The organism is Azospirillum sp. TSO5 (genome assembly GCF_003116065.1).
Taxonomy (GTDB): Bacteria; Pseudomonadota; Alphaproteobacteria; order Azospirillales; family Azospirillaceae; genus Azospirillum.
The window spans coordinates 1-14,528 of the sequence record NZ_LGQY01000091.1; the positions used below are offsets into that span (position 1 = coordinate 1).

At 67.4% G+C, this 14,528-nt stretch carries 12 protein-coding genes; 6 read left to right on the top strand and 6 right to left on the bottom strand.

All coding sequences use genetic code 11. The annotated features are described in order from the left end of the window. The 5 genes from TSO5_RS21995 to TSO5_RS22015 all read left to right on the top strand — a co-directional run. Positions 1 to 3,900 (top strand): response regulator (locus TSO5_RS21995; protein WP_109153609.1); only part of this gene is annotated, 3,900 nt, incomplete at its 5' end. Next, positions 3,897 to 6,275 (top strand): response regulator, encoded by a 2,379-nt coding sequence (locus TSO5_RS22000; protein ID WP_247870886.1) that lies wholly within the window; start codon positions 3,897 to 3,899, stop codon positions 6,273 to 6,275. The genes TSO5_RS21995 and TSO5_RS22000, both read left to right, overlap by 4 nt. 66 nt (positions 6,276 to 6,341) lie before the next feature. After that, entirely contained in the window at positions 6,342 to 6,716 is a 375-nt protein-coding gene (locus TSO5_RS22005) for a hypothetical protein (protein WP_109153612.1), read from the top strand. 113 nt (positions 6,717 to 6,829) lie between these two features. After that, positions 6,830 to 7,099 (top strand): DUF5985 family protein, encoded by a 270-nt coding sequence (locus TSO5_RS22010; protein ID WP_199230977.1) that lies wholly within the window; start codon positions 6,830 to 6,832, stop codon positions 7,097 to 7,099. Next, positions 7,099 to 7,374 carry a DUF5985 family protein gene (locus TSO5_RS22015; protein WP_109153614.1) on the top strand — a complete coding sequence of 92 codons (276 nt, stop codon included), beginning with the start codon at positions 7,099 to 7,101 and terminating at the stop codon, positions 7,372 to 7,374. The genes TSO5_RS22010 and TSO5_RS22015 overlap by 1 nt, the downstream gene beginning before the upstream one ends. 4 nt (positions 7,375 to 7,378) lie before the next feature. Here TSO5_RS22015 and TSO5_RS22020 read toward each other — a convergent pair whose 3' ends face one another. Beyond that, positions 7,379 to 7,750 (bottom strand): hypothetical protein, encoded by a 372-nt coding sequence (locus tag TSO5_RS22020; protein WP_247870887.1) that lies wholly within the window; start codon positions 7,748 to 7,750, stop codon positions 7,379 to 7,381. 251 nt (positions 7,751 to 8,001) lie between these two features. Here TSO5_RS22020 and purT point away from each other — a divergent pair, with 251 nt between their 5' ends. Further along, a complete protein-coding gene (purT, locus tag TSO5_RS22025) occupies positions 8,002 to 9,171 on the top strand; it encodes a formate-dependent phosphoribosylglycinamide formyltransferase (RefSeq protein ID WP_109153618.1) in 1,170 nt (389 codons plus the stop codon). A gap of 55 nt (positions 9,172 to 9,226) precedes the next feature. Here the strand turns inward: purT and TSO5_RS22030 are convergent, their stop codons facing one another. From TSO5_RS22030 to TSO5_RS22050, 5 genes are all read right to left on the bottom strand, one after another. Beyond that, a complete protein-coding gene (locus TSO5_RS22030; protein ID WP_109153620.1) occupies positions 9,227 to 9,775 on the bottom strand; it encodes a hypothetical protein in 549 nt (182 codons plus the stop codon). A gap of 108 nt (positions 9,776 to 9,883) precedes the next feature. Next, positions 9,884 to 10,405, bottom strand: coding sequence for a hypothetical protein (locus tag TSO5_RS32330; protein WP_146203821.1), 522 nt, complete (start codon positions 10,403 to 10,405; stop codon positions 9,884 to 9,886). Between the two features lie 233 nt (positions 10,406 to 10,638). After that, positions 10,639 to 11,874: an MFS transporter gene (locus TSO5_RS22040; protein ID WP_109153624.1), complete on the bottom strand. Its 1,236-nt coding sequence runs from the start codon at positions 11,872 to 11,874 to the stop codon at positions 10,639 to 10,641. Next, positions 11,875 to 13,044, bottom strand: a complete 1,170-nt coding sequence (locus TSO5_RS22045; protein WP_109153626.1) for a thiolase family protein — start codon at positions 13,042 to 13,044, stop codon at positions 11,875 to 11,877. Then, on the bottom strand, positions 13,041 to 14,528 hold the full coding sequence (locus tag TSO5_RS22050; RefSeq protein WP_247870888.1) for an AMP-binding protein: 1,488 nt from the start codon (positions 14,526 to 14,528) through the stop codon (positions 13,041 to 13,043). The genes TSO5_RS22045 and TSO5_RS22050 overlap by 4 nt, the downstream gene beginning before the upstream one ends.

The window sequence follows — 14,528 nt, forward strand, 5'->3', positions numbered from 1 at the left end:
GTGCGCAACATCGCGGAAGTGACGACGGCGGTCGCCAACGGCGACTTGTCGAAGAAGATCACCGTCGACGTGAAGGGCGAAATCCTTGAGCTGAAATCCACCATCAACACCATGGTGGACCAGCTGAACAGCTTCGCCTCCGAAGTCGCCCGCGTGGCGCGCGAGGTGGGCATCGAGGGCAAGCTGGGCGGTCAGGCCCAGGTGAAGGGGGTTGCCGGCACCTGGAAGGATCTGACCGACAACGTGAACATGATGGCGGCGAACCTGACCGGTCAGGTGCGCAACATCGCCGAAGTCACCACCGCGGTCGCCAAGGGTGATTTGTCGAAGAAGATCACCGTCGATGTGAAGGGCGAGATCTTCGAACTGAAATCCACCATCAACACGATGGTGGATCAGCTGAACAGCTTCGCCTCGGAAGTGACGCGCGTGGCGCGCGAAGTGGGCTCCGAAGGCAAGCTGGGTGGTCAGGCGAAGGTGGAGGGCGTCGGCGGCACCTGGAAGGACCTGACCGACAACGTGAACATGATGGCGGCGAACCTGACCGGTCAGGTGCGCGGCATCGCCAGCGTCGTCACCGCGGTCGCCGACGGCGACCTGAAGCGCAAGCTGGCGGTGGACGCCAAGGGCGAGATCGCGGCGCTGGCCAACACCATCAACGGCATGATCGACACGCTGGCGACCTTCGCCGATCAGGTCACCAACGTGGCGCGCGAGGTGGGCATCGAAGGCAAGCTGGGCGGTCAGGCCCGCGTGCCGGGCGCTGCCGGCCTGTGGAAGGACCTGACCGAGAACGTGAACCAGCTGGCCGCCAACCTGACCACCCAGGTGCGCGCCATCGCCGAGGTCGCCACCGCGGTGACCAAGGGCGACCTGACCCGCTCCATCACCGTCGAGGCGATGGGCGAGGTCGCGGCGCTGAAGGACAACATCAACGAGATGATCCGCAATCTTCGCGACACGACGCTGAAGAATGCGGAACAGGATTGGCTGAAGACCAACCTCGCCAAATTCACCCGCATGCTGCAGGGCGAACGCGATCTGGTCACCGTCTCCAACATGATCCTGTCGGAGATCGCGCCGCTGGTGAACGCCCAGCACGGCGTCTTCTACGTCGCCACCCGCGACCGCGACGAGCCGCTGCTGGAACTGGTCGCCTCCTACGCGCTGAAGGAGCGCAAGAACCTGTCCAACCGCTTCCACCTGAAGGAAGGTCTGGTCGGGCAGTGCGCCTATGAGAAGAAGCGCATCCTGCTGACCAATGTGCCGCGCGATTATGTGTCGATCAGCTCCGGCCTGGGCGAGGCGCCGCCGCTGAACATCATCGTGCTGCCGGTGCTGTTCGAGGACGACGTGAAGGCGGTGATCGAGCTGGCGAGCTTCGGCCGCTTCAGCGAAACGCACCAGAGCTTCCTGGAGCAGCTGACCGAGAGCATCGGCATCGTGCTGAACACCATCGCCGCCAACATGCGCACCGAAGGTCTGCTGAAGCAGTCGCAGCGCCTGACCACCGAACTGCAGAGCCAGCAGGAGGAGCTGAAGACCACCAACGAGCGGCTGGAACAGCAGGCCGCCTCGCTGCGCAAGTCGGAAGAGCTGCTGAAGGCCCAGCAGGAAAAGCTGACCACCACCAACGAGGCGCTGGAGGAAAAGGCCGAACAGCTGGAGAAGCAGAACATCGAGGTCGAGCGCAAGAACCGCGAGGTCGTGCTCGCCAAGGCGGCGCTGGAGGAGAAGGCGGAACAGCTTGCCCTGACCTCCAAATACAAGTCGCAGTTCCTGGCGAACATGAGCCACGAGTTGCGCACGCCGCTGAACAGCCTGCTGATCCTGTCGAAGCTGCTGGCCGACAACCCCGACACCAACCTGTCCGACCGTCAGGTGGAGTTCGCCCGCACCATCCATTCCGCCGGATCCGACCTCCTGGGGCTCATCAACGACATCCTCGATCTGTCGAAGATCGAATCCGGCACGGTGACGCTGGAAATCGGCGAGGTCGTGCTGGGCGACCTGCGCAACCATGTAGAGCGCACCTTCGCGCAGTTGGCGCAGGAGAAAAAGCTGGACTTCACCATCGAAATGGACGAGGCGCTGCCCGCCAGCGTCCAGACCGACGAGAAGCGGCTGGCCCAGGTGCTGAACAACCTGCTGTCCAACGCCTTCAAGTTCACCGAGAGCGGCGGCATCACCTTCCGCGTCGCCCCGGCGACCGAGGGCTGGAGCGCGGCGCACCCGACGCTGGATGCGGCATCGTCGGTGCTGGCCTTCACCGTCACCGACACCGGCATCGGCATCCCCGAGGACAAGCAGCGCATCATCTTCGAGGCGTTCCAGCAGGCCGACGGCACCACCAGCCGCAAATACGGCGGCACCGGACTGGGGCTGTCGATCAGCCGCGAGATCGCCCGGCTGCTGGGCGGCGAAATCCGCGTTTCCAGCACGCCCGGCAAGGGCAGTTCCTTCACCCTGTACGTTCCGCGCAGCTTCGACACCATCGCGGAACCCGCCGCTCCGCTCGGCACCCCCGCGATCGGCACCTCCCCGGCGCCGGCCGGGCTTCTGCCCAAGCGGACGGACACGGCGACCCGGCCGGTGGTGGCGTCCGGCCCGCAGGAGGGGTTGGCTCTGCTGGACATGCCGCCGGGCGGTGACGACCGCGAAAAGCTGCGCCCCGGCGAACCGGTGGTGCTGATCGTGGAGGATGACAGCACCTTCGCCTCCATCCTGCTCGATCTGGCGCGGGAGAAGGGCTTCCGCACCATCCTGTCCAGCGGCGGGTCGGCGGCGCTGCCGCTGGCGCGCAAATACCGGCCGGACGCCGTGCTGCTCGACATCGGGCTGCCGGACATGGACGGCTGGGCGCTGCTCGACCTGCTGAAGCGCGATCCGCAGACCCGCCACATCCCGGTCCACGTCATCTCCGCCAAGGACGAGCGCCGACGCGGCCTGTCGATGGGCGCCTTCGACTATTCGGAAAAGCCGGTGGAGCGCGAGGCGATCTTCGACGCCCTGAACCGGGTGAAGAGCTTCAAGGAGCGCGACCACCGCAAGCTGCTGGTGGTGGAGAAGGACAGCCCGCAGCCGGGCGGCGTCGCCGCCCTGATCGGCAACGGCGACGTCGAGACCCACACCGTCACCTCGATCGAGGCGGCGATGGCGGCGCTGACGGCCGACCGCTTCGATTGCATGGTGCTGGACCTGTCCAGCCCGACCCTGCCCGGACCGGTCACGGTCGATTTCGAGCTGATCGAATGGCTGCGCACCCGCGACACGCTCGCCTGGATGCCGGTGGTGGTCTATGTCGCCGCCGACATCGCGCCGGAGGACGAGGCGCGGCTGCGCCGGCTGGCCGAGACGGTGGTATTGAAGAGCGCACGCTCGCCGGCCGGGCTGCTGGACGAGACAGCACTGTTCCTCCACCGCGCCGTCGACCGGCTGCCCGACGAGAAGCGGCGCAGCATCCTGGATTTGCGCCAGCATGACCCGGCGCTGGCCGGCAAGCGGGTGCTGGTGATCGACGACGACATCCGCAACATCTTCTCGCTCGCCAGCGTCATGGAGGCCCACAAGATCGAGGTCCTGCATGCCGAAAGCGGGCGCGAGGGGATCGAGCGGCTGCGTGCCGATCCGGAGGTGGACGTCGTGCTGGTCGACATCATGATGCCGGAGATGGACGGCTATGAGACAATGCGCACCATCCGCAGCATCGAGGAGTTCCGCGGCCTGCCGATGATCGCCGTCACCGCCAAGGCGATGAAGGGCGACCGCGACAAATGCATCGAAGCCGGCGCCACCGATTACATCGCCAAACCGGTGGACATCGACCATCTGCTGTCGCTGCTGCGGATCTGGACCGCCAAGGGCAATCGGCCGCAGCCCCGCGGCGGGGTGCAGCCATGACCCGGCGCAAGCTCCAGACGGCGCGGAGGGGGCGGCGTGCGCCCTTCGTCCCGCCGCCCGCCAGTCCGGTGCCTCCGGTTCGCCGGTCCACCCTGCTCGGCACCACCAGCGTCCCGATGCCCGGCGAGGGCGCTGTTCGCCAGACGCTTCTGCCGGCGGCCCCTGCACCCGACGTGACGCCGGTGCCACCGTCCTCCGGCCCGGCTGCCGTCCCCGCGGGATGGGAAAGCGGAACCATGACCAGCGATTCGAATCCCCAGCCCGACAAGGCGGACGTCGCGATCCTGATCGTCGACGACGACCCGCGGAACCTGTTCGCCGTGCGCGAGACGCTGGAGGATCTGGGAGCGCAACTGGTGCTCGCCCGGTCGGGGGAGGAGGCGCTGAAGCATCTGCTGCGGCAGGACTTCGCGCTGATCCTGCTGGACGTCCACATGCCAGGCATGGACGGCTACGAGACGGCGGAGTTGATCCGCCTGCGCGAGAAGTCCCGCCACATCCCGATCATCTTCCTGACCGCCATCAACAAGGACGAGACGCACATCTTCCGCGGCTATACCACCGGCGCCGTGGATTACATGTTCAAGCCCGTCGACCCGCTGATCCTGAAATGCAAGGTGGCGGTCTTCGTCGATCTCTACCGCAAGACCGAGGAGGTGAAGCGCGAGGTCGAGGCCAAGCAGCGCCTGCTGGACGAGAATGAACGGGTGCGGCGCGAGATGCGGCAGGCCGAACAGGCGTTGCGCCGGTCGGAGGAGCGGCAGGCGCTGATTCTGGGCCAGCTTCCCATCGTGCTCTACACCGCCGACCTGACGCCGGGCATTCCGTTCCGCTACCTGTCGGACACCACGGAAACGGTGCTGGGCTGCCCCGCCTCCCGCTTCATCGAGGATCCGCAATTCTGGGAATGCGGGCTGCATCCGGACGACCGCAACCGCGTGCTGCGCCAGCTGGAATCGGTCCACGAGACCGGGCTGACCATGGTGGAATACCGCTGGCGCGGCCCGGACGGCGGCGAACGTCATCTGCTGGATCAGGCGGTCGTCGTGCGCGACGAGGACGGCGTGCCGACCGAGCTGTTCGGCACGATCATGGACGTGACCGAGACGCGCCAGGCCCAGCAGCAGCTCGCCCACGCGCAGAAGATGGAGATGGTCGGCCGGCTGACCGGCGGCATCGCCCATGACTTCAACAACATGCTGATGGTGGTGATCGGCAGCCTGGAGCGTCTGGTCCCCGGCCTCGCCGACGACCCCAAGGCGGCGCGGCGGGCGGAGATGGCGCTGCAGGCGGCGCTGCGCTGTTCCGACATGACGCGGCGGCTGCTGACCTTCGCCCGGCGCCAGCAGCTTCACCCGGAGCCGGTGGATCTCGGCGCGCTGGTCGCCGGCATGGGCGAGCTGATGGAGCGCACGCTGGGTGGGGCCGTCGCCATCGCCATCGAGGCGCCGCCGGCCGATGCCGAACCGCTGTGGATCGCCTCGGTCGATCGCTCGCAGGCGGAATCGGCTCTGCTGAACCTCGTCATCAACGCCCGCGACGCCATGCCCGGCGGCGGCACCCTTCGGATCCGCACCGCGAACACCCGCTTCGAGGAGCCGCAGACGGCGCACGGCATGTCGGTGCCGGCCGGCGACTATATCCTGCTGTCGGTGTCGGACAGCGGATGCGGCATGCCGCCGGACGTGCTGGAACGCGCCTTCGAACCCTTCTTCACCACCAAGGAAACGGGGAAGGGCACCGGCCTCGGCCTTGCCATGATCCATGGCTTCGTCAAGCAGTCGGGCGGGCTGATCGGCATCGACAGCACCCCCGGCGCCGGCACCACCTTCCGGCTCTATCTGCCGCGGGCGACGATGGACGCCCTGCAAAGCCCAACTCCGGACGAGGACGGCGCCGACGAGGCCTTCGCCGGCCGCGGCGAGACGGTGCTGGTGGTGGATGACGACGCCGACGTGCGGGCGGTCGCCGTCCAGGCGGTGACGGCGCTGGGATACCGCGTGCTGGAAGCCGACGGGGCGGAAGCGGCGCTGACCCTGCTGGACCGGCAGCCGGTCGACCTTCTGTTCACCGACATCGTGATGCCCGGCGGGCTGAACGGGCGCGAACTGGCGCTGGAGGGTTTGCGCCGCCATCCCTCGCTGCGGGTGCTGTTCGCGTCGGGCTATGCCAACGGAACCAGTGCGCCGGAACCGGAGGCCGGCGCGTCCGCCGACACCGGCAGCGCCGCCGATCCCGGCGCCGTGCTGGGGGCCGTGCTGAGCCGGGCGGAAACGCTGCCGAAGCCTTACCGCGACGGCGTTCTGGCCCGTGCCCTGCGGCGCGCGCTGGATTTGCAGGCCCCTCTCGCCCCGGCGGAGGCCGTCCGGGGATGATGAGGGGGATCGAGGGCGGCGCCGTCCCACGCCGCCGGTTGTGCATATCAGGTCAGGTTCCGGTTCATGGTTTTGTCCGACGACGCGCTTACCCTGCTCAGAAGCTCCATTCGATCCGTCTGGGCGTTGGAACTGCTTTTGCTGTTGCGCCGACATCCCGATCGCGACTGGTCGAATGGCGACCTCGTGAGGGAGTTGCGCGGCAGCGACGTCGTGGTTCAGGAGGCGCTGGGCGGCTTTCTCGGGGCCGGGCTTCTGGTGGCGTTGGCGGACGGCAGTCACCGCTACCAGCCCGCCGCCCCGATCCTCGACAAATGGGTGGAGGAGATCGCGCAGGCCTATGCCACCCGTCCGTCCGCCATCATCCGCGAGATCTTCGCGGCACCCGGCAACAAGGTGCAGGTTTTCGCCGACTCCTTCAGGTTCCGCCTCAATGACTGAGATTTATTGGACAGAGACGATGGCTGTTTCGACAATGGCTGAACTCGCTATGGATATACCCGGCCCGCATCGGCTCCCCTCCCCGCCGGGGAGAGGGAAAGAAGGGCGCTGACATGGATGTCCTGAAGTCTGCGGTCTATCTGCTGTGTTTCGCCGCCAGCCTGCTGTGCATGGTGCTGCTGCTGCGCAGTTACCTGCGGTCGCACAGCCGCCTGCTGCTGTGGAGCACGCTGTGCTTCGTCGGGTTGGCGATCAACAACCTGCTGCTGTTCATCGATGTCGTCGTTCTGCCGACGGAGGTCGACCTGCTGCCGTTCCGCCATCTCTCCGCGCTGGCCGGGGTCGGGATCCTGCTGTACGGCTTCATCTGGGATGCCGAGTGATGTTGCCCACGACTTACAGTTTCTTCACCGGGGCGCTGGCGGCGCTGTATGCGGTCGCGGGAATGTTCTTCCTCAGCTTCTGGAGGCGGACGCGCGATGCGCTGTTCGCCAGCTTCGCATTGGCTTTTGCGCTGCTGGCGATCAATCAGGTGGTGCTGGCGCTGGGCGGGCTGGAGCGGGAGGAGCAGAGCTGGGTCTATGTGTTGCGCCTGCTGGCCTTCCTGCTGATCATCGCCGGCATCGCCCGCAAGAATCTGGAGGGACGGCGGCGCTGACCGGTCATTTGCGGCCGTCGCCGAAACGGCGGCAGTCCCATTCGTCGCTGCCGGCCTCCGCCCGCCCGCCGTTGGAGGTGCGGTAGCGCGCATCGTCGCACCGGCCATTGCCGGCATAGCGGCTGTAGCCGCCGTGGCCCCGGCTTCGGTACCCGGTGTCGTAGCCGTTGCCGTAATAGCCGCCATTGTCGTAGCCGCCGCGACGGTGATGATGCCGGCCGCGGTTGTAATCGCCATCCTCGTCATCGCCGGCGGTGGCGGCCAGCACGCCCAGCCCGACCACAGCGGCGCCGATCAGCAGGGCGCCCGCCATGTCGTCGTTGCCGTTGCCGGCACAGCCGGGCAAGGCCAGCGACGCCGCCAAGCAAGCGGCCATCACGGTCCTGCCACCGAAAACTCCGCGCCGTGCCACCGTTTCCATCGCCGCCTCCCGGAATAGGGCTTCATTTACGCATGAACACATGATCAGCGGTTTTCATTCGATGCCATTATAATTTCATTTTCGAAATATTTATCCCGCTCTGCTTTCGCCCCGCGGGTGCATACGGAAGGATTGCGGCGGGGCTTGGCCCGGCCCGCGGGAAGCCCTATGGTCGGGCTGCTGTGGCCAATATGGGGAGTGCGTGGATGTTCACCGCCAGGATCCTTCTGCTCGGCTCCGGGGAGTTGGGCAAGGAATTCGTCATCGCGGCCAAGCGGCTGGGCTGCGAGGTCATCGCCTGCGACAGCTATGCCAACGCCCCGGCGATGCAGGTCGCCGATGCGGCGGAGGTGTTCTCCATGCTGGACGCCGACGCCCTGCGCGCGGCCATCGCCAAGCACCGCCCCGACTATATCGTGCCGGAGGTGGAGGCGATCCGCACCGAGGTGCTTCACGAGTTCGAAGATGCCGGCACCACCGTCGTCCCGTCGGCCCGCGCCGCCACCATGACGATGAACCGCGACCGCATCCGCGAGGTCGCCGCGGCCGAACTGGGCCTGCGCACCTCGCGCTACCGCTATGCCGAGAGCCTGGAGGAGGTGCGCGCCGGGGCGGAGCACACCGGTTTCCCTTGCGTGGTCAAGCCGGTGATGTCGTCGTCCGGCAAGGGGCAGAGCACGGTCCAGGATGCTGCCGGGCTGGAGGCCGCCTGGGACTACGCGGTGGCGAATATGCGCGGCGACCGCCGCAAGGTGATCGTCGAGGAGTTCGTCCCCTTCGAGTACGAAATCACGCTGCTGACCGTCCGCACCCGCGACGGCATCCTCTATTGCGAGCCGATCGGCCATCGGCAGGAGCGCGGCGACTACCAGGAATCCTGGCAGCCGGTCGTCATGCCGCAGGCGATGCTGGACGATGCCAAGGCGATGGCGGCGCGTGTCGTCGACAATCTCGGCGGCTACGGCATCTTCGGCGTCGAGTTTTTCGTGACGGCCGACGAGGTGATCTTCTCCGAACTGTCGCCGCGCCCGCACGACACCGGCATGGTCACCCTGCTGTCACAGAACCTGTCGGAATTCGAACTGCACGCCCGCGCCATCCTGGGCCTGCCGATTCCCAACATCGTCTGCCGTGCCCCGTCGGCATCGGCCGTCATCCTGGCCGACCGCGAGGCAGAGAATTTCCGCATCGAGGGGCTGGCCGAGGCGCTCAGCCTGGGTTCGGCGGAGCAGGAGGTCGACGTCCGGCTGTTCGGCAAGCCGACCACCCGCAAGAATCGCCGCATGGGCGTGGCGCTCGCCACCGGCACCGACACCGACGATGCAAGGGCGCGGGCCAAGCAGGCCGCGGACAAGGTGACGATCCGGTATCTGTGAATCCTCAGGCGATGCGGCGGGCAATGTTGGTGCCCGCCGCCCGCCGGGCGTCCGCTTACGAGATTGCTGCCAGCGTTCCGGGCATGGTGTCCGCCTCAAGCATCGGGGCCGCCCGTCCCGTGGTGGTCAGCGGAGCGGTGGAGCGCCCTTCGCGATAGCCAAACGTGACGTAGTGGGTGGCCGCAGCCGCCTCGGTGCTGCCCAAGGCACGCTGCACATCGGGATTGCGCGCCAGATAGGCCGCCGCGTTGAACGTGGTCGTCCGCCCTTCCAGCCGTCCGGTGCTGGCATAGTGCAACGCCGCGGCAGTCGTGTCGGTGCCGAACGCCCGGATCAGATCCGGGTTCGCTGCGATATAGCTCATGGCGTTGAACGTCGTGCTGCGCCCTTCCGAGCGGCCGAGAACAATATAATGCTCCGTCGCAGCCGCGGTGTTCGTGCCGAATGCAGCAGCAAGATCGCGGTTCGCGGCCAGATAGCTGGCGGCATCAAATGTCGTCGACCGGTTTTCGAGGTGCCCGGTCTGTACGTAATGATAGAAGGCAGCCGTACCGTTGGTCCCGAAGGCGGCGGCCAAGTCGCGGTTGGCTGCGAGATAGCTCATCGCGTCGAAGGCGGTCGCGCTGGAGGCTGAGACCGTACGGTCGGAAAACCGGATATATTCGACATTCCGAATCAGATCGGAACCGTTGAGGCGATCGATGATTGCGGACTAGCCGCCGTAGCTCATCAGTTTGTTGGGCGCATAGTTCTGGCTGGAGATGACCGTATCGAAGCCGTCACCTCCGTCGATGGTATCGACTCCATACCCGCCGCTGATGAGATCATCGCCGCCGCCGCCGCTGATATAATCGTTTCCGTTGTATCCATAGAGCGTGTCGGGATAGGACGATCCAAAGATTTGGTCGCTGCCGGACAGGATGTTCTGGGTGGTCAGCGTGTAGGCAAGGCTGTAAATGCTGTAAAAGCTGATGTTGGCATTGTTGAACGACAGCAGTGGAGCCCCGCCGGGCAGGGTCGCCGACACGGAAGTTATCCTTCCGGACGCATTGTAATCGGTGATGTTGAACGACCCTGTGACGGTAACGTCCATCACCGGCGCCCCGTTCAGCGTATAACGGAACGCAATCTGCGAAGAGTTTTGCGTAAGAAGGGAGTAATTGTCATAAACGATACCAGCGGTATCTCCAGACCCCGATAAATTGATCGAAACATTCGCGACGACAGTGGTCATTCCGGGGCCTCGAGAAATCCGATGGAAGTATGGCTAGGGGGATGTTTTGCAGCAGCTGATCTCAGGCGCGGCGTCGCCGTGCCCTGCGTCACCATCGCCTATCCCTTTCTACGGTCGCCTTCATGCCACCGGTTTGAAGCGGTGACCGTTAGGGCATGCTCAAAAGGGTAAATGCGCAATCTTAGAATGTCGAGAGTGTACGAGTGGATTTCGCTTACGGCGTGTGGATGCGTCTACCGCCCCAGCAGCCGGTCCACCCGCCGCAGGGCAGGGAACATCACCGCCCACAGCCCGGCCAGACCGACCGCGCCGACGCCGCCCAGCACCACCGCCGGAACCGCGCCGACCAGTGCGGCCACGCTTCCGGACTCGAACTCGCCCAACTGGTTGGAGGCGCCGATGAACAGCGAGGTGACGGCGCCGACCCGGCCGCGCATGTCGTCGGGGGTGGAGAGCTGGATCAGCGTTTGGCGGACGAACATGCTGACCTGATCGGTGGCACCGACCGCCAGCAGGGCGATGAAGGACAGCACCGGATCGGCCGACAGGCCGAAGGCGATGGTGGCGACGCCGAACCCGGCCACCGCCACCAGCATCCAGCGCCCGGCATGGCGCTTCACGCCCCAGCGGGTGATGACCATCGCCATGGCGAGCGCCCCCAGCGCCGGGGCGGAGCGCAGCAGGCCGAGGCCCCACGGCCCGACAAACAGCACATCGCGCGCATAGATCGGCAGCAGCGCCGTCGCGCCGCCCAACAGAACCGCGAACAGGTCGAGCGAGATGGCGCCCAGGATCTCCGGCCGACTGCGGATGAAGGCGGCACCGGCCAGCATGCTGGTCAGGCTCATGGCGCGCTTGGTCATGGTGACGGAGCGCGGACGGCAGGCGGCGATCAGCAGGACCGACAGCACCAGCATCGCCGTGCTGACGCCGTAGACCGCCGCCGGCCCGGCGATGTAGAGCAGCCCGCCCAGCGCCGGGCCGGAGATCTGCGCCACCTGCACCCCCGACGACTGCCACGCGACGGCGTTGGGAAGGTCCTCCACCGGCACCGTCGCCGACAGGATCGCCTGGTTGGCCGGCCCCTCGAAGGATTTGGCGAGGCCGATCAGCGCCACCACGGCGAAGATCGCGTGGGGCGACAGGCCGCCGGCCATGGTCAACAGAAACAGGGCGGCCACGGCGATCATCTCGATCGACAGGGCGCCGAACAGCACCGTCTTGCGGTCGTTGTTGTCGACCACATGGCCGGCCACCAAAACCAGCGCCAGGGTGGGCAGGAACTGGAACAGCCCGACCAGACCGAGGTCAAGCGGGTCGCCGGTCATGGCATAGACCTGCCAGCCGACCGCCACCACCTGCATCTGGATCGCCAGCATCGAACAGACCCGCGCGCTCCAGAACAGGGCGAAAGCGCGGTGACGGAAAGCCGACCGGAAACTATCCCCGGTCGTGGCGGCGCTGGTCATTCAAACTGGCTCCAGAAGTGTGGCGAGCCCCAGCCCGCCGCCGATGCCGAGCGTGGCGAGGCCCCGGCGGGGCGTGGTGCCCGCCGCCGGGAACAGCAGCTCGGTGAACAGGCGCGTCACCAGGATGGCTCCCGACGCGCCATAGGGATGGCCGAGCGCCAGCGCCCCGCCGCCGACCGACACGCGCGCCGGGTCAATGCCGAGGGCGTCGAGGCTGGCCAGCACCTGGGCGGCGAAGGCCTCGTTGAACTCGACGAGGTCGATGTCGGTGACGGACAGTCCGGGGTTGCGGGCCAGAAGCTTCGCCACTGCCGGGATCGGGCCGGTGCCGAGAAGCTTCGGGTCCACCCCTGCCGCGGTGCTGTCGACCACCGCCAGTCCGTGGGTCAGGCCGAGTTCGCGGAACTTCCGCTCCGACACCATGGCCACCACGGCGGCGCCGTCATTCATCGGGCATGCGTTGCCGGCTGTCACCGTGCCGTTGGACCGCAGGATGGGACGCAACGCCGCCAGTCGGTCGAGGCTGGTGTCGGCGCGCGGGCATTCGTCGCGGTCGACGATCCGGCCATCGCGCAGGGTAAGGGGAACGATCTCGCGGTCGAACCGTCCGGCGGCTTGCGCGGCCACGGCCTTGCGGTGGCTGTCCAGAGCGTAGCGGTCTTGGCGGGCGCGGTCGATGCCGTGGGCGGCGGCGACGTTCTCCGCCGCTTCGATCATCGACGGGTCGCCGATCTTGTCGGGGGCGAAGCGGGCGCGGTCGTAGAAGGTCGGGCTGCGGTAAAGGCTGGACGGCTTGGCGACGCGCCACGGGGCGGTGCTGGTGCTCTCCACCCCACCGGCGAGGACGACGTCGCAGGCGCCGGACTGCACCAGCCGGGCGGCGAGGTTGACCGCCTCCAACCCCGATCCGCATTGACGGTCCACCGTGACGCCGGGCACCGACACCGGCAGGCCGGCGGCCAGCGCCGACAGCCGCGCGACATTGCCGCCGGGACCGACCGCGTTGCCCAGCAGCACCTCGTCCACCTCCGCCGGGTCGATGCCGGCGTCAGCAAGCACGGCATGAATGACCGGGGCGGCGAGGTCCTCGACGGGAAGCTCGCGCAAGCTGCCGCCGATCCGGCCGACGGGCGTGCGCCGGGCAGCGACGATGATGGGTCGGCTGCTCATTCAACCACCTCCAGCCCGCCGGCTCTTGCCCGCTCACGAACATCGGCGCGTGCGATCTTGCCGCTGCCGGTCAGGGGCATGTCGGCCGCCGCGAAGACCCGTCGTGGCGCCTTGTAGGCCTCAAGCCGCTCCTGACACCAGCCGCGCAACTCGGTCAGCGAGGCGCGTCCGCTCCCGCGCCACCAGACGACGGCGGACAGTGCGTCGCCCCAATAGGGGTCGGGCAGGCCGAACACCACCGCCTCCGCCACCGCGGGGTGGGCGCGCAGGGCCGCTTCGACCTCCGCCGGGTAGACGTTCAGGCCGCCGGTGATGACCATGTCGCCGGCCCGGCCGACCAGACGCAGCCAGCCGTCGCCGTCGATCCAGCCGTAATCGCCCACCGTGCCCCAGCCGTCCTGCTCGCGATAGCCGGCGCCGTCGGTGGTGCCGAGATAGCCGTCGCTCAACATGCCGCTGCGCACCCAAACGGTGCCGGGCTGGCCGCGCTCAACCGGATTGTCGTCATCGTCGCGCAGGCTCAGCTCCACTCCGTGGAAGGGGCGGCCGACGCTGTCGGCGGGGGCACCCTCGCGTGACGAGCGCAGGCTGACGAAGCTCAACTCCGACGCGCCGTAATATTCCAGCACAGCGGCATCCGGGCAGAGCGCGGACAGCCGGTCATGCACCGCGGGGGCGAGCTTGGCGCCGGAACAGACCACCCGGCGCAGGGCGGGGAAGCGCCGGCCGTCGCGTTCCGCGGCGTCGAGGATGCCGACCAGCATCGTCGGCACCAGCACCAGCGTGGTGACGCCGCAGGTTGCCAACTGCATTGCCGCATCGCTGGCGTCGAACTTCGGCTGCACCCGCACCGTGGCGCCGGCCGACAGACCCTCCACCGCGCCATAGAGGCCGAGGCCATGGACCAGCGGCCCCGGCACCAGGACGACATCATCGGGTCCAATGCCGAACTCGACCCGGCTCACCTCCAGCGTCGCCAGCCAGGAGCCCTGGTTGCGGATGAAGGCCTTCGGCCGCCCGGTGGTGCCGGAGGTGAAGCCGACCAGAAAGGGCGTTTTCGGGTTGATCGCGGGGATGCTCCAGCCCGCCGGCTGCGCGGCGATCCAGTCGGAAACGGTGTCCGTCGTCAGGTGCAGGTCGGGGCGGAAGGTGTCCAGGGCTGCGGCGGTCTGCGCGGCGCTCCATTTCGGGTCGAGCAGTCCGACGATTCCGCCGGCCGCAACGATGCCGAAGAACAGCGCCGGCAACTCCGCCCGGTTGCCGAGGCTGAGCGCCACACGTGGCGGCCCACCGTCCCGGCTCAGGGCCGAAACCCCGGCCCCCACCCGCCGCACTTGGTCGAGCAGGATGCCGTAGGACACCACCTCGTCACCGAAGACCAACGCGGGATGGCTGGGCGCCCGGTCGGCGGCCAGTGCGAAGGGGCGGACGAGGTTGTCCGCCTTCAGATAGCCGCTGGTTACGGACGATCGGTCAGACGCCAC

Coding starts and splice junctions, on each gene's coding strand:
- TSO5_RS22000 (WP_247870886.1), top strand. CDS start 3,897: ATGACCCGGCGCAAGCTCCAGACGGCGCGGAGGGGGCGGCGTGCGCCC.
- TSO5_RS22005 (WP_109153612.1), top strand. CDS start 6,342: ATGGTTTTGTCCGACGACGCGCTTACCCTGCTCAGAAGCTCCATTCGA.
- TSO5_RS22010 (WP_199230977.1), top strand. CDS start 6,830: ATGGATGTCCTGAAGTCTGCGGTCTATCTGCTGTGTTTCGCCGCCAGC.
- TSO5_RS22015 (WP_109153614.1), top strand. CDS start 7,099: ATGTTGCCCACGACTTACAGTTTCTTCACCGGGGCGCTGGCGGCGCTG.
- TSO5_RS22020 (WP_247870887.1), bottom strand. CDS start 7,750: ATGGCCGCTTGCTTGGCGGCGTCGCTGGCCTTGCCCGGCTGTGCCGGC.
- purT (WP_109153618.1), top strand. CDS start 8,002: ATGTTCACCGCCAGGATCCTTCTGCTCGGCTCCGGGGAGTTGGGCAAG.
- TSO5_RS22030 (WP_109153620.1), bottom strand. CDS start 9,775: ATGAGCTATCTCGCAGCCAACCGCGACTTGGCCGCCGCCTTCGGGACC.
- TSO5_RS32330 (WP_146203821.1), bottom strand. CDS start 10,405: ATGACCACTGTCGTCGCGAATGTTTCGATCAATTTATCGGGGTCTGGA.
- TSO5_RS22040 (WP_109153624.1), bottom strand. CDS start 11,874: ATGACCAGCGCCGCCACGACCGGGGATAGTTTCCGGTCGGCTTTCCGT.
- TSO5_RS22045 (WP_109153626.1), bottom strand. CDS start 13,044: ATGAGCAGCCGACCCATCATCGTCGCTGCCCGGCGCACGCCCGTCGGC.